Annotated in this window: 15 protein-coding genes and 1 pseudogene; 1 reads left to right on the top strand and 15 read right to left on the bottom strand. The window is 37.3% G+C overall.

Annotated features, from left to right (window positions below; all coding sequences use genetic code 11):
- Positions 1 to 7: 7 nt before the first annotated feature.
- From EC501_RS06915 to EC501_RS06855, 13 genes and pseudogenes are all read right to left on the bottom strand, one after another.
- Positions 8 to 880: an ABC transporter permease gene (locus EC501_RS06915; protein ID WP_122971567.1), complete on the bottom strand. Its 873-nt coding sequence runs from the start codon at positions 878 to 880 to the stop codon at positions 8 to 10.
- Entirely contained in the window at positions 881 to 1,684 is an 804-nt protein-coding gene (locus EC501_RS06910; protein WP_122971566.1) for an ABC transporter permease, read from the bottom strand.
- A gap of 3 nt (positions 1,685 to 1,687) precedes the next feature.
- Positions 1,688 to 2,476 carry an ABC transporter ATP-binding protein gene (locus EC501_RS06905; protein WP_406927403.1) on the bottom strand — a complete coding sequence of 263 codons (789 nt, stop codon included), beginning with the start codon at positions 2,474 to 2,476 and terminating at the stop codon, positions 1,688 to 1,690.
- Positions 2,477 to 2,777: 301 nt separating this feature from the next.
- Entirely contained in the window at positions 2,778 to 3,338 is a 561-nt protein-coding gene (locus EC501_RS06900) for a chromate transporter (protein WP_122971564.1), read from the bottom strand.
- Positions 3,335 to 3,868 carry a chromate transporter gene (locus EC501_RS06895; RefSeq protein WP_277749710.1) on the bottom strand — a complete coding sequence of 178 codons (534 nt, stop codon included), beginning with the start codon at positions 3,866 to 3,868 and terminating at the stop codon, positions 3,335 to 3,337. Before EC501_RS06895 ends, EC501_RS06900 begins: the two co-directional genes overlap by 4 nt.
- Positions 3,869 to 3,945: 77 nt before the next feature.
- Complete coding sequence (locus EC501_RS06890) at positions 3,946 to 5,550, bottom strand: gamma-glutamyltransferase family protein (protein ID WP_122971562.1); 1,605 nt, start codon at positions 5,548 to 5,550, stop codon at positions 3,946 to 3,948.
- Positions 5,551 to 5,664: 114 nt separating this feature from the next.
- Entirely contained in the window at positions 5,665 to 6,687 is a 1,023-nt protein-coding gene (locus EC501_RS06885; protein ID WP_122971561.1) for an ABC transporter ATP-binding protein, read from the bottom strand.
- Entirely contained in the window at positions 6,684 to 7,664 is a 981-nt protein-coding gene (locus tag EC501_RS06880) for an ABC transporter ATP-binding protein (RefSeq protein ID WP_122971560.1), read from the bottom strand. Before EC501_RS06880 ends, EC501_RS06885 begins: the two co-directional genes overlap by 4 nt.
- 130 nt (positions 7,665 to 7,794) lie before the next feature.
- Positions 7,795 to 9,342, bottom strand: coding sequence for a glutathione ABC transporter substrate-binding protein (locus tag EC501_RS06875; protein ID WP_174232665.1), 1,548 nt, complete (start codon positions 9,340 to 9,342; stop codon positions 7,795 to 7,797).
- Between the two features lie 19 nt (positions 9,343 to 9,361).
- Positions 9,362 to 10,258, bottom strand: a complete 897-nt coding sequence (locus tag EC501_RS06870; protein ID WP_122971559.1) for an ABC transporter permease — start codon at positions 10,256 to 10,258, stop codon at positions 9,362 to 9,364.
- A gap of 9 nt (positions 10,259 to 10,267) precedes the next feature.
- Positions 10,268 to 11,209: a nickel ABC transporter permease gene (nikB, locus tag EC501_RS06865; protein WP_122971558.1), complete on the bottom strand. Its 942-nt coding sequence runs from the start codon at positions 11,207 to 11,209 to the stop codon at positions 10,268 to 10,270.
- Between the two features lie 376 nt (positions 11,210 to 11,585).
- Complete coding sequence (locus tag EC501_RS06860; RefSeq protein ID WP_241559290.1) at positions 11,586 to 12,029, bottom strand: Lrp/AsnC family transcriptional regulator; 444 nt, start codon at positions 12,027 to 12,029, stop codon at positions 11,586 to 11,588.
- 103 nt (positions 12,030 to 12,132) lie between these two features.
- A pseudogene (locus EC501_RS06855) lies at positions 12,133 to 12,841 on the bottom strand (HAD family hydrolase).
- A 161-nt stretch (positions 12,842 to 13,002) separates the two neighbouring features.
- Between EC501_RS06855 and EC501_RS06850 the strand changes: the two are divergent.
- On the top strand, positions 13,003 to 14,007 hold the full coding sequence (locus EC501_RS06850; RefSeq protein WP_122971556.1) for a nucleoid-associated protein: 1,005 nt from the start codon (positions 13,003 to 13,005) through the stop codon (positions 14,005 to 14,007).
- A 128-nt stretch (positions 14,008 to 14,135) separates the two neighbouring features.
- On the opposite strand, the gene EC501_RS18535 is transcribed toward EC501_RS06850, so the two are convergent.
- Both EC501_RS18535 and EC501_RS06840 read right to left on the bottom strand, forming a co-directional pair.
- Positions 14,136 to 14,876, bottom strand: coding sequence for a hypothetical protein (locus tag EC501_RS18535; RefSeq protein WP_194071710.1), 741 nt, complete (start codon positions 14,874 to 14,876; stop codon positions 14,136 to 14,138).
- Between the two features lie 127 nt (positions 14,877 to 15,003).
- A complete protein-coding gene (locus EC501_RS06840) occupies positions 15,004 to 15,663 on the bottom strand; it encodes a suppressor of fused domain protein (protein WP_122971555.1) in 660 nt (219 codons plus the stop codon).
- Positions 15,664 to 16,059: the final 396 nt, after the last annotated feature.

Below are 16,059 nucleotides of genomic sequence, written 5' to 3'. Positions count from 1 at the left end.
GAATCCATTACGTTCTCTCAGAAGTATGCCAACTTAAGAAAACTTTCTCTAAACCTTCCATTATTAAATAAAAGAGGACCCCTCCAATCGAAGCAATGACAATACAACACCATCCAAGGGGCATTTGAGCAATTTTAATTGAGTTGGAAAGTAAATAACCTAATCCTTTTGAAGAGTAGAAAAACTCACCAACAAGGGCACCAATCATGCTTGCCGTCGTATTAATTTTTAAAGCAGTAAATATATATGGTAGGCTATTGGTGATTCTTAAATATCGAAATACTTTAGTTTTTTTAGCTGCGTAGGAATACATTAAATCTAATGCAAGTGGATTTACATTCATTAACCCTTTATACGTATTTATTGCCATAGCGGCCATTGTCGTTATTGTAACAATTGCTATTCTTGAGCCAATTCCATTGCCAAACCAGAGATTCATAATCGGTGCTAAAGCAACAATTGGAACCGCATTGAAAGCGACGATTAACATTAATGCACTTTTCCCCCATTTTGGAAAAGCTGCCGCAAGTATTGCCCAAAGAAACCCGAGTGCTGATCCAATAACCATTCCGAAGAAGGCTTCCGTTAATGTATAGCCTGTGAAGGAAATAAGGGTACTAAAATTTTCAACGAAGGCTTCTCCAATACTTGTGGGAATCGGTAATTGATAAGTTTCTAACTGGAAAATACGGTGAAAAACTTGATATTGCCATAATAATAAAAACAAAATACCCGCTATAAGAGGTAAGAGAACTTTACGTACATTCTTCTTTCTACTTGTTCTTTTTTGAGAGATTGAAAATGTAAAAGGAAGAGAGGACGTTTCTTGTTCAACAGATGATTCGACCCACGTCTTATGATCAGCAATTTTTTCTCCCATCTATTTATCTCCTCCTGACTTTCGAAATTCCGGTTGCCATGGGGTGACTATTCGCTCTATAACAGTAACAATGAAATAACTTACTATTCCTAAGAAAGCAGCAAAAAGAACGGTTAGCCAAAACATATAATTATGGGAAGGGCCATAGTAAAGATTACGAAGCATAAGCACCCCTAATCCTTTTGTTGCACCCATTAACTCTACTAAAATCGCACCTGTAACAGCTAAAGGTGCTGCAATTTTTAACCCCGTAAAAAGACTTGGCAATGCCTGTGGAAAGCGAAGCCGGGTATAAATGGTCCACTTTTTTGCTGCATAGGAGTACATTAGTTCAAGGGAGGAAGGTTCAGCACTGCGCAAACCTCGTAACATATTTAGAGTAACAGGGAAAAAGGTTGTATAAGCTGCAATCAAAATTCTGGCTAATTGTTCATCTCGAAAAATACCATACACAATCGGTGCTAAACCTAGAATAGGAATCATTTGGGAAGCTACAGCATAAGGAAAGGCGAGTTGTTCTAACCATTTTGTCAGACTCATCAAAATAGCTAATACAATTCCTCCAACAGCCCCTAAAAGAAATCCTAGGGAAGCATTGGCCAAGGTAACCGAACCTTCCGAAAAAAGGGTTCCGGAATATTGGGTAAAGGTGATAACTAATTCATGAATATAAGGAACTTTCGATTGGGCTAATGGAACATCTAACGTTAATAAAAGCCAAGAAAGAAACTCCCAAAGAAACAATAAACCGATAACTAACATGATCGTAGGAACCCATCGACTTCGATACACTTGCCACTTCATCGGCTACACTCCTTCAAAACTTTGACGAATGTCAGATATTAGTTGATAAAATTCGGGACTGTTTCTCATTTCCTCTCTTCTTGGACGAGGTAGGGGTATATTTACTACTTTCGATAATCTTCCTGGATGTGGGGATAGAACAAAAACACGGTCTGATAAAAATACCGCTTCGGGGATACTATGGGTAACGAAAACAACGGTACTACCTACCTTAGACCAGATGGAAAGCAGTTCTTCATTTAATCGCTCCCGGGAAAATTCATCTAATGCAGAAAAAGGCTCGTCCATTAGTAGAATCTCCGGCTCAATGGCTAATGCCCTTGCAATGGCTACACGCTGCTGCATTCCACCACTTAATTGCCAAGGGTATTGATCTTTAAATTTTGAGAGTCCTATTAATTCTAGTAATCGTTCAGCCCTCTCTTCCCGTTCTTCTTTTTGTAGCCCTATCATTTCCAATGGCAATGTAATATTCTTTTTAACTTTTCGCCAATCATACAAAACAGGACTTTGAAAAACGATACCATATTTCCGTGCCAATCGAGCCTCTTTTGCTGTTCCGCCTGAGATAGTAATTTCACCACTTGTAGGTTGCAATAAATCTGCCATTATACGAAGCAATGTCGTTTTCCCACAACCGGACGGTCCGAGTAAAGATACAAACTCCCCCTTTTGAATATTTACTGTCACTTCTTTTAACGCCAGTACTTCAGTTGAATTCGTTTTGTAACACATACTTACTTGACTCATCATAATTTCCGGACTGTCTATTTTCGTTATTGTCATGAACATCTCTCCTTCTCCATTCCATTGTCGGAATAACCAATTATTTAATGGCAGATTTTATCACTCAATATGTGAAGATTGTTTACATAATTATATAGCGAGGAAATTGTCATATACATTAGACAAAGTGTAAAAAGATTACGTAAAAAATTTACTATTTTGAACTTCCAATAGTTTTCATGCATTTTCGGTAGCTAAAAATTAGAAAATTCTTTTTCGAGCGATACTATATTAAATAAATCTTATAAACTCGGAAAACAAAAAAAGTTCAACCAGAATATCGGTTGAACTTCTTTAGGCATTCACTTTAAAATCCGAAGGTTAATTCCCCGGAATTGTATAAACCAGTTACTGCACCTATTACAAGCGCAATAAGAATAACTAGCGCTGGATGCCATTTCAATTTTTCAAGTAATACATAACTTCCTACTAATAAAATGATTGTATAAATGAGTCCTAGACTTACAACACTATCTTTTGCAAAATCGAACGTCATTACACCTAGTAGAACAGCTATGACCGGCCGTACTACAACGCTAATATTTTTAACTTGAGGCTTATCTTTATGTTTCAGTAAGACCGCCATTAACAGCAACATTAAAATAATGGATGGGGCTACTGTAGCAAACAAACCTATAAAACTACCAAGGAAACCACCTTCTGTATAGCCAATGTAGGCAGCAAGTTTCGTAGCAATCGGTCCAGGTAATGAGTTACCAACCGCTAACACTTCACTAAATTCCTGGTTTGTCAGCCAGCCGTAATGGTCTACAACTTCCTTTTCTACTAACGGAATGGAAGCCGGTCCACCACCATAACCTAAAATACTCGATATAAAGAAGGCCCAGAAAATTTCCCAATATATCATTTCTTTAACCCCCTTCGGCTAAAGGGAAGAAACACGTAAATAATTAAAGCTAAAATCACGATTGCTGGATGAATTTGAAGTAATTCCGTTAAAAGTAAAGCACAAAATATAAAAATTGATCCTTTTAACCAGCCAAGGGTTTCCCCTGATTTTTTTATAAAATCCCACGTCATCGTCGCAAGCATTACAGCGACAACAGGTACAACTGACATGGACATATGTTGTACCCATGGTATATCTTTAAATTTTTGTAAAACTTGCAGTAAAAAAATCATGATGATGGCAGTTGGAGCAACCGTTGCAAGCAAGGCACCGATACAACCAACGACACCGGCAACACGATAGCCAATATAACCGCCCATTTTCGTAGCAATTGGTCCTGGAAGCGTGTTAGCAATAGCTAATGTATCCGAAAATTCCTCATCTGTCATCCATTTATATTTTTTTACGGCTTCTTGATGCACAAGGGGAATAGCAGATGGCCCCCCTCCAAAGCCTAACATTCCTACTCGAAAGAAGGCGACAATAATATCCCAATTTCTTTTCCAATAAGGGCGTGGTGGTTCAGGAGTTAGGGACTCAGGTGCCTGTTCTTTCTCTACAGTTTTTACCAAGCCGCTATTGCTCCATCTGTACGGGATTCTGTTCCACCTTGCAATACTCCAGTTTCTGGATTTCGCCAAATAATTTGACCACGCCCAAAACTACCACCATCCGAAGTTACATGCACATCATGACCTTTACGTGCAAGCGCCTGAACTAAGTAGTTCGGGAACTCCGGCTCCACGTGTACCGTTTTACCCTTCATCCATTGCCATCTTGGCATATCTAAAGCTGCTTGAGGATTTAATAAATAATCAATCGTGTTCGTTACAACTTGGAAATGGCCTTGAGGCTGCATATAACCACCCATTACACCAAATGGTCCGACTGCTTGCCCGTCCTTCGTTAAAAATCCTGGAATAATCGTATGATATGTTCTCTTACCAGGCTTTAACACGTTCGGATGGGATTCATCTAAACTAAAGTCTGCTCCACGATTTTGCATCGCTATGCCCGTTCCCGGGATAACGATTCCCGAACCAAAGCCCATATAATTACTTTGAATATAGGAAATCATATTTCCTTCTTCATCTGCAGCAGCTAAATAGACAGTACCACCCTTTACTAATTCAACAGGTTGCGGATCAAGGGCCTCATCACCAATCATTTGGCTGCGTCTTTCTGCATAACGATCAGACAATAATTCTTCAACAGAAATCGGCATTTCCTCCGGTTCTGTTATATATGCTTGACCATCTGTAAAAGCCAGTTTCATCGACTCAATTTGATGATGGATCGTTTCCGCGCTTTGCCATTGGGGCGTTGGTAATTTTTCGAATATATTTAATGCCATAAGAGCTACCATTCCTTGCCCATTAGGTGGAATTTCCCAAACATCATAGCCTCTATAATTGGTGGAAATCGGCGTTACCCATTGGGGTTCAAATTGGCTTAAATCACTTTTCGTTAAAAATCCATTATGCTGTTTCATAAATGAATCAATTTTATCAGCAAGTTCTCCTTCATAGAAGGAGCGGCCTTCCGTTTCCCCAATTGACTTCAGTGTTGCAGCATGACCCGGTGATTTCCAAACTTCCCCTATTTCAGGGGCTCTTCCATTTGGAGCAAAAGTTTCAAACCATGCATCAAATTCTTCTGTTGCAAAAGTCGTTTTAAATTTGTTATAGGCGATACGCCAATATTTCCCTAAAATCGGCGTTAACGGATATCCTTCTTCCGCATAGCGGATTGCTGGTTTTAATGATTCTAATAATGGTAGACGCCCAAAACGTTTTGCCAATGCCGCCCATGCAGCTGGGACACCCGGAACGGTAACCGGAATAACACCATGTACTGGCATTTTGTCAAACCCTAACTCCTTAACTGCATGAGCTGATATAGATTGTGGAGAAGGACCCGAAGCATTCAATCCATGCAATTGATCTTTGATCCATACTAACGCAAAAGCATCACCACCGATTCCGTTTGAAGTCGGTTCAACAACAGTTAAAGCAGCCGCTGTCGCAATGGCTGCATCAATCGCATTCCCACCCTTTTGTAAAATTTCTAATCCTGCTTGTGCTGCTAATGGCTGTGAAGTAGCCACCATCCCCTTTTTAGCAAAAACGGTATGTCGTTTTGATGCAAATGGGTGAAATAAATAATCCATGAACATTCCTCCTATAAACAACATTCAACTACATAGTACCAAGTTTCATTTGTTTAAATATAGTTTACTACGAAACTAATATTCCCCCTACTATTTTCGTAGGAGGAGTTTTCTTTACAATATAGACTGACCTGCAAAATGACAGGCAGCAAAATGATTTGGTCCGTATTCTTTCCACTCCGGTTTTTCAGCTGAACATTTTTCCGTTGCAATTGGACATCTCGTATGAAACGGACAACCACTAGGCGGATTTGCCGGATTTGGTAAATCCCCTTGAAGACGAATTCTCGAACGATTCCGATTAACGGTAGGTCTTGGAATCGCCGATAATAATGCTTGCGTGTATGGATGAAGAGGCTTATCAAACAAGTCTTTTACTGTACCAAGTTCCACCGTATTACCTAAATACATAACAAGCACCCGATCACAGAAATAACGTACGACACCTAAGTCATGGGAAATGAACAAATAAGAAAGCTGATATTTCTCCTGTAATGTCTTTAACAACTTTAATACTTGAGCTTGAACGGACACATCAAGGGCCGAAACCGCTTCGTCACAAATGACAAAGGAAGGATTTAAGGCAATGGCACGGGCAATACCTATCCGTTGACGTTGCCCCCCACTAAATTCATGGGGATATTTATAAAAATGATCCTCTTTTAATCCAACTTCTTCTAATAAACTAATGACCGCTTCCCTTTTTTCCTTTGCCGACATGTCTGTATGCATCGTGAACACTTCCTCCAACGCATGACCAATTCGTTGACGGGGGTTCAATGAGGCAAAGGGATCTTGGAAAATCATTTGCATTTGTTTTACAAACCGAAGCTTTTCTTTTCTCTTTAAATCTTGAATTTCAGTACCTTGAAAAAAGATTTTACCATCGGTTAACTCTTCTAATCCTAAAATAGCTCTACCTAATGTTGATTTTCCGCACCCCGATTCACCTACTACTCCTAAACTCTCCCCTTCAAAAAGCTTAAGGGAAACATTCTCCACCGCTTTGACATCGCCTTGTTTCCGTTGCAGAACGCCACCTTTAATAGGAAAATATTTTTTAATGCCTTGGAGTTCTAGGAGCACCTTTGAATCAGTATTTTCTTTTGGCGATGTTTTTTCTAAAGCGACTTTCATTTGTTCACCCCCTCTTCCGTTAACCAACAGCTCACTTTATGACTTGCTGATACTTCATATACTGTCGGCTCTTTTGTCCGGCAAATATCCGTTGCAAATTGACATCTCGTATGGAATCGACATCCAGTGATTTGTTCATTTAGACTAGGTAGAGATCCAGGAATCGATTCCAATTCAAAATCTGGATCGTCTACATTAGGTACAGAATTTAAAAGACCTATTGTATAAGGGTGCTTTGGGTTATTAAAGATTTCTTCAACCGTTCCTTCTTCAACCTTTTTCCCTGCATACATCACCATAACCCGATCAGCAACTTCGGCTACAACACCCATATCATGGGTAATCATCATGACACCCATGTTGTACTTTTCTTTTAAAGCTTTAATGAGATCAAGAATTTGAGCTTGGATCGTAACATCTAATGCGGTCGTCGGTTCATCCGCAATTAACAATCCTGGATTACAAGATAAAGCAATAGCAATCATAACCCGTTGACGCATTCCTCCACTCAGTTCGTGGGGGTATTGATTCATCCGTTTTTCCGGGTAAGGAATCCCTACTTGTTTTAGCAATTCAATCCCTTGTTTTGTTGCTTCTGATTTCGATAACCCATGATGAATCATTAACGGTTCCCGAATTTGATAACCAATTGTAAGTACCGGATTTAAAGCAGTCATCGGTTCTTGAAATATCATTGAAATTTTATTACCGCGTATTTTACGCATTTTTTCTTGTGGTAAATTGTGAATTGGGTTGCCTTCATAAAGAATTTCTCCACTCGTAATCTTTCCATTGCTAGGTAATAGTCCAATTACCGAGAGAGAAGTAATACTTTTACCGCAACCTGATTCACCGACAATGCACAGTGTTTCTCCTTTTTGTAATGAAAAGGAGACATCTCGCACAGCGGGAAGTTGTCCGTCTGCTGTGCGAAATTCCGTCACAATGTTTTTGACTTCCAGTAATGTCTCTCCCATAATGTAACCCTACTTTCTGCATTACTTGTAAAGGTGTGTGAACAATCTGTAAGTGGTGTATCCAACCCATTGTTCATTAACCGACCGGACAAGTTAAGTTTGTTCCCTTTTTGTCCCGTTAACTTTTCAACTATTTTGCTGTTACAGCAGAAATATCCCATTTCCCAGTCGGATCAAGAATTAGCCCTTGTAAATCATTGCTTAATGCTGCTGTTACAACGTCGTGATACATTACGACTACCGCATCATCTTGAAGCATTAATCGATTTGCTTGATCTAAAATCGTTAAGCGTTCTTCTTGATTTGTCGTCGTTCTTGACGCTTCTACCAGTTTATCGAATTCTGGATTACTATATTGGGCACGGTTTGATGAACCAACATTATCGCTATGGAAGTTAGGGTAAAGTAATTCAGAACCATCTGCAGTTACGTTTGACCAACTTAAGAATGTAAGGTCATAATTTCCCGCTCTTGCAGTATCTAAAAATGCTGCCCATTCCATCGTTTCAATTTGAACATCGAATCCTGCCTCCGCTAATTGAGCTTGAACAACTTCAGCCATTAATACGAAGTTTCCACGGTTAGCAGTAAGTAACGTAATCGGACGTTTATCATAACCATTTTTCTTTACTAATTCTTTTGCTGTTTCTAAGTCATATGGTGTTCCAGCATTATCAGCAGTATCTTGATAACCAAACACTTGAGGTCCGATGACACTGTCGCTTCTTACACCTAAACCATTTAATTTTGAAATAAATGCATCGCGATCGATAGCACTTGCTACCGCTTTTCTAAACTCTGGATCTTGATTTTCAGGACGGGAGAAATTGAATGTTAAATAGTATTCTCCTGTACCATTTACTTTTTCGACATTAACATTTTTCATCCCCTCAATCCGGCTTAACTGTTCAGTTGGAAGCTTGTCAATAAATTGTACTTCCCCTGCCTGTAACATAGAAATTGCTGTGGATACTTCTGGAACAACTTTTAAAATGAACTTTTTCACTGCCGGTGGGCCATCACGATATTCAGGATTAGCTTCTAATACAACTTGGTCACCTGGTGTCCAACTAACAAACTTAAATGGACCTGTCCCAACTGGTTCCTTCATTAAATCTTGCTTTTGGTCAGCTGTTGGACTAACAATCGCTGCATTCGAGTGGGATAAAGCTGCTAAAAATGGTCCGTATGGATATTTCGTTTTAATTTCAACTGTGTAATCGTCAATAACTGTAATTGTATCTACCGGTTCTAGTAAACTTGCACGAGGTGCTGCTGTTGCTGGATCTCGTAGTTTATCAAACGTATATTTCACTGCTTCTGCATTGAAGTCTGTTCCATCATGGAATTTAATTCCTTGTTTTAATTTGATTACCCAAGTAAGTTCATCTGGGTTTTCATAGGATTCAGCTAATAATGGTTTAATTTCCATCGTCTCAGCATCTCTTTCAAAAAGAGTTTCATAAACATGTTCAATAACGTTAGAAGATGCTGAGTCATTTGTCATAATCGGGCTTAAACCAACTGCATCTGTTAAAGAAGCATACGTTAAACTTTCAACTTCCTTCGAACCTCCACTAGATTCATTGCTTGATTGAGATGATGAATCATCGCTCGAACAGGCTGCTAATAATAGAGCCGTAATGAGGGTAAACATTAAGAACCAATTTTTCTTCATTTTCATTCCTCCGTTTGTTTTATTGAATATCCATATTTGGATCAATGGCATCGCGTAATCCATCACCCACTACATTAAAGGCAAACACGGTTAACATAATGGCAATACCTGGTATTATCGTTAAGTGGGGGGAAGTCCACATAAATGCTTGTCCTTGGGAAATCATCGCCCCCCATTCAGGCGTTGGCGGCTGAGCCCCTAATCCTAAATAACTTAGTGAAGCCGTAGAAAGAATGGCTGTTGCCATCCGCATTGTGGCAAATACAATAATTGGAGCAAAGGCGTTTGGCAATATATGTTTGAACATAATGCGTAAGTCCGAAGCTCCTAACGATTTCATCGCCATGATATATTCCTTTTCTTTAATGGAAAGAACGGAACCTCTAACAATTCTTGCACAAGTAGGGATTGACCAAATACTTATAGCAATGGCCACATTGATTAAACTTGTTCCTAAAATGGCAATAATCAGCATGGCAAGTAAAATACCTGGGAATGAGAACAACAAATCTACTATTCTCATAATCAAGCCATCTAGTTTTTTATAATAACCACCGAGCATCCCGAGGATAACGCCACCGATAAGTCCTAAAGTTACGGCAACAATCCCAACGATTAAACTAATACGTGCTCCATATACAATTCGGCTCCATACATCACGGCCGTAATTGTCTGTTCCTAACCAATGATTTTCACTAAACATCGGAAGCTCACTTAAATTTAAGTTTTGCTTTACCGGATCATGAAAAGTAATAAACGGGGCAAATATTGCCATGGCGATTTGGAGCGCGATAATAATTAAACCAGCAACTGCCAGTTTATTTTTTAACAATCGTTTCGTAATGACGATAAAGGTTTTTTCTTTCTTCTTTTCTTTTTTAATACTTGTTAAAGCTACCGTTTCAGCCATTGTCATCCCCCTTTCTTACTGATATTTAATTCTTGGATCAATATACGTATAAACAATATCGACGATCAGATTTACTAGAACAAATAAAGTTGCGATTAGTAATACAGATCCTTGTACCATCGGGAAGTCGCGGGCTGCAATCGCATCAATCATTAAACGCCCAACCCCATTAATAGCGAACACTTTCTCAGTAATAATCGTGCCACCTAACAATGCACCGAAATTCAAACCAATTACTGTAATGACAGGAATCATCGCATTTTTTAAAGTATGAATCCAAATAACACTGCGCTCTTTCACGCCTTTCGCTCTTGCCGTTCGCACATAATCAGCACGAACAACCTCAAGCATCGAAGACCTGACCATTCGGGCAATCATCGCTGCCGAACCGGTTCCGAGCGTTATGGCTGGTAAGATGAGCTGTTTGATTCCTTCTGCTGTCCACCACGGATCTGACAATCCCGCTACCGGGAGCCATTGAAGATTAACGGAAAAGATTAAAATAAGAATGGAACCTAACCAAAAGTTGGGAATGGAAATTCCTCCGAGGGCAAAGGTAGTCGAAGTGACATCCAACCAGCTATTGTGCTTCAATGCTGAAATTAAACCAGCGAAGATTCCAATTATAATCGCAATAATCATACTGGCGACGGCAAGCTTTAATGTGTTTGGAAATCGAATAGCAATAGCCTCAGCAACTGGCTGGCGGGTTTGATAGGAGAATCCTAAATCTCCTTGAGCTAAGTTGGCTATGTAGCGACCGTATTGAGTGAGGAAAGGATCATTCAATCCTAAATCATCTCGAATGGCTTCTAGATCGCTTTCTGTTGCAGTTGGCCCTCCAATCATAGAAGCTGGGTCTCCAGGTGCAAGATACATAGAAGAAAAAACTAAGAAGGTAATTCCAAATAATAAGAAAATCAATTGAAAAAACCTACGGACAATCATTGCAATCATTTAACAGCCTCCTTTTCGAACATTTGTAAACCAAATTTTCAATTTCACTTACTTAATGTTCTGAATAATTTAAAAACGATTATACGCCATAGAAATTTAAAAATCTACAAAAAATATAGATTTTTTTAAAAATTCTATCTAATCATTCTACTTTTTGATAGTTTTAGCAGCAAAATACTTCCGAAAAGTTACTATTTTTCCCCATAACATTAATTTTTGTTCGGAAACTGAAAAGGTTTACATTGCGATAGAAATAGGCTTTTCATAATTCTCCATACCTTTCGACTTACGAAATGTTTCCATTTACCTATGTTTGTAAAACAAAATGTAAGATATAAAAAAACCCATCGTAATCTACGATGAGTTTTAAAAATTATTATAATTTTAAACCACGTCTACTTTTAAATCGTCGAAGCAAAATATGACTTTCAACTCGGGTAATTCCGTCTAATGCATATAATTCTTCATTGATGAATCGTTCAAGAGCAGGAAAATTATCAACTAATACGTGGGTATGTAATGTAGAAGGTCCCGTCATTTGATAGCAGCTGGCCACACTTGGATTTTCCGCCAATGCTTCCGCTACTCGAACGAGGGAACTTGGCTCACAGTCTATTTCAAAAAATGCAGAAACCTCTTTCCCTACTTTCGAGCTATTAATGACAACGGTAAATTGCTCGATTACGCCATCATCCATTAGTTTAGCAACCCGTTCACGGACAGCAACCCGGGATAGACCTAATTCTTTCGCGATATCTACATAAGATAAACGCCCATTTTCAGTTAAAAGCGACAAAATATTTTTATCGATTTGATCCACTTCATCTCCTCCATCCAACTTTCTATTTATGCGTATTATACGAGAAAATTAATCAAAACGATAATAATCCACGCATTTTTATTCCAATCAGAATGATTATAGCCTATTTTTCAATCAAAATGAAAGAACATCCTTTTTTCCCCTCCCCATTATTTAAATTGGAAATAATAAGAGGAATTTCTGCTAAATTATCTATTGTATAATCTGCGTTCACATAAAAAGTAGTGTAATCCTTTTTCCATATGGTCTTCATCCCAACCTTTTGGCTAGCTTCGATATCATTGAGAGGATGATCACCAACAAATACACAGTCGCAAGGGGAAACGTCTAGTTTCTCCATTGCTCTTTTGAATATTTTAGGATGAGGCTTTTTTTCCCCTTCCCATTCTGAGATAATAATTGTTTGAAAATATTCTTTCAATTTCTAGTGCCTTTATCTTTGCCATTTGAAATTGCCCCATTCCATTTGTCACGATACCTAATAAAAGGTTGTTCCTTTTTAATTCCTCTAACATCATTTTGAGATGAGGAAAAGGAATGCAATAATGGTAAAATTCAGTAATGTAATCTTCATACAACTCTTGCCACGCTACTTTGTTTATATCCATTTCCCTTGTCAACTTTTGGTATACTTTATCTTTCCAGACATATCCTCGATTATCGAGTTCCAGAAATCTCTTTGTGTACATCTCCTTTAAAATGAATTCAAAGTTTGTACAAAACCGGTCATATTGATTTTCAACAAAATATTTCACCGACTCATCACGATTGAGTAACGTCCCATCTAAATCGAACAAAATAGCTCTGATCATTATCACCACTCCTCAAGGAACGATACTATTTTATTTCTCTCTAACTTTATAAAAGCCCTCTATTATAAAAGGTCACAAGTAAATATTATTGTGATATATTCATAGTCTAGAAATTATGTTATGGTAGATTATCGACAACTTTAGATGAGAAGGTGAAGATAATGCTAGATGTTAGTGAAAGTCAATTATCGAAATATATTATCCATTATGTAGCAGATACCCTTTTAACAGGCGAAGAAGTGTATCCTCAACCAGAAATGATGCTGGAAGCAGCCTTTACTCAATTAGCTTTTCATAAAATCGATTTTGAACAACCATACGAATTTTTCCATGAAACGGATCTCGGATTAAACGAAATATATACTTATGTGAAATCAATTTTTGACCAAGATGATGGTTTTCTAGAACAGTCGAAAAATATTGCTACCCATTTACAAAGTGCCTCCCAGCATCCAAACATTAAAGGTGGCGAATTATTTATCGGTCTATTTGAAAATTGTATGATGCCAACTGGTGCAAAAAAGGTATTAGCAATTGTCAAAATCGATGAAAAAGAACTATTTTTAGATGTGAAAAATGAAGAAAACAAACTTGTTGTAAATGGTATTGATGGCATAAACACAAAGAAAATAAATAATATGGCCGTTATCGTCGATATGGGAGCGGATGAAGCTCCAATCGTCTTTATTAAAACAAAACGAAAAGAAGATGTCGTCTATTGGCAAGAGCGTTTTTTAAAAATTAAAGTGGCTGATGAACATTACCATAAAACGAATTTAGCATTAACAGAATGTAAAAAGTATATTTTAAAAGAAGAAAGTTATTCCAATACAGAGAAGTTAGGTTTATTAAATAAAACCCTCGATTATTTTAGAAATGAAGAGGAATTTCAAGTAGATAATTATATTGATACAGTATTTGAAAAAGTGGATCCCGCTCAAAAAGATATCATTGTCAATACTGTCAAACCATATGAAACCGTTATATCTGAAACAGCTATTGAAAAGGTAGAAAAAACGTATAAACGGAAAATAAAACTTGATTCCAATATCGAAATACAAGTGAATGTCCAAAACATCGAACAAGTCGACGAGCTCATTGAAATTGGTTATGATGAAGGGACAAATCGAAAATTTTACAAAATTTATTTCCAAGAAGAATTATAACTTTATAACGGTTAAATCCCACTACCTCAAAGCAAGGTGTGGGATTTTTACTTTAAATAAACTTTATGTATTGGAATAAAAAATGCTACATTTATGTACCGATACATCTACTTTTATCGTTCTTTTCATTAAAGATTATTTAAATCATTTTCACCGACAATACTTATCCAAAGTTCCGCTACATTCGGATCATAGCTATCTGTTAAATCTAGTTGAACGTGATAGTTATTACCAGGTAAATAACGCTCATTGAATGTCTCATAGGAAGTATTTAAAACTGTACCATCAATGTCTACTTGCTCTACCTTTAACTTAATTTCATTTACTTCTTGTTCACCGGAAACGTATAGGTCGACAAATAGTTCCCATTCATAATCATAATTAAGTTCAGTCCAACTATCCGCTATTTCCACACCATTTACTACACTTGTATCATAATAACTTGTTGGCAAATACGAATCTTCATATAAATAATCTTCAGTGTATTCATAGTCTTCGCTATAACCGTATTCATCACTATACTTATTTGTAGACTCACCAAAATACTCATATGAATCTTGGAAATAAGCCATGGCAAAAAAGAAGAAAAATACTGCTATTAATAACATATAAAGTACAAAAAAGCTTCCAAAAATGATTAAATATGCTCTTGTAAATGATTTACGAGGTTCCTTCTTTTCAAAGAATGCCCAGTAAATAATAAATCCAATATTTACAAAAGGAATCGCTAAAAGAAGAAGTGTAATTAACCAATACTTCAATCCGTACTCATTCGGCGTTTCTTCATTTATTGTTTGTTCCTCTATAGCTATACCTTCTTCCTCTACGCTGTTTGTTGATGAATCTTCAAAATTTGGGGGTACCGACATTTCATTCCTCCTAATTGTTAATTTTTCCTTAAAAAGGTATTTGTTTAGACCGATTTATTTTAACATTCAGTCTATAGTAAGTAAATATTCCTGAAGTTAAAATTTCAAATTGAAGTCTTTTAAACTATTATAAATAAGAATCGGTCCTTTTCATATCTGTTATTAAAAACGGGTTATCCTTCTTCATCTCCTCAATAAGAACATCTGCTTTCTTTCGATTTTCCATTAATAGTTCTAATTCTCTTTGTGTAATACCAACTAATTGCATAAATTCCACTTTACCATGAACCGTATTAATCCCTTCAGCTTCAGTATCATTCACGACTAATAAAGCTGTAATATTGGAATCCGTCCCTATATGAAGAGAACTTCCATTTCCTGCTATAAATTGCAATGGCTTAAAAAAACGATTTTGAGTGAAAGTATATCTTGCAAGGTTAGATAACATATCAATGGCCCACATACATTCATCATTTGTTTGTTCTTTAAGCTTTATCGTCATTTCATAGCCCCAGCGACTCCACTCACCAGCGAATGCTTCTTCATTTGTATAAAGTTCTGTCATTCCGTAGGTAACTAAATGTTTAAATCCTTTTGGTGAATCATAAATACTATATCCATCTAAATATTCATCACCACCAAAAATGGCACGAGAATGTAACAATGTTCCGTAATGGGCTGGACTTTGGTTAGGATAGAGGTTATCAAAAACCGAATCTATCGATTCCCATCCTGGTGCCCAATCTTCCTGTTCTGCCGCAAGCCTTTTATACTCATCAAGTTTCATCAAAACCCTCCTTTTCACAGATATTAATTTTATATCGGTTCGACCTCTATAATTACATCTAAAAAAACAATCTTTTTTATGAAAGATTAGATTTTAACCAAAGCTATAATACTATACTTTTTCTAATTATGTAATAAGTTTCCTAATTTTAGGAAAAACGTTTTTTGTCCATAGTCCTTTTAGCACCCAAACATCTATTGAACTACTAATTTGGTCACCAATCATTCAGGTAAGAGTTACTGATATATAAAACTTTCCCCTCTTGATTTCTGCAGAAAATAAATATCCGCCTGTAAAACAGGCGGTTTTAGTAACGCCCTATAAGGGCTCCTTACTAACTGCCCCTAAAGGGGCTTTTTTAATTGACCGTCAACCGTATTTGTTCTTTAATCTCGT

Source organism: Lysinibacillus halotolerans, from assembly GCF_003711845.1.
Classification (GTDB): domain Bacteria; phylum Bacillota; class Bacilli; order Bacillales_A; family Planococcaceae; genus Ureibacillus; species Ureibacillus halotolerans.
This window is presented reverse-complemented; position numbering and strand designations above follow the sequence as displayed.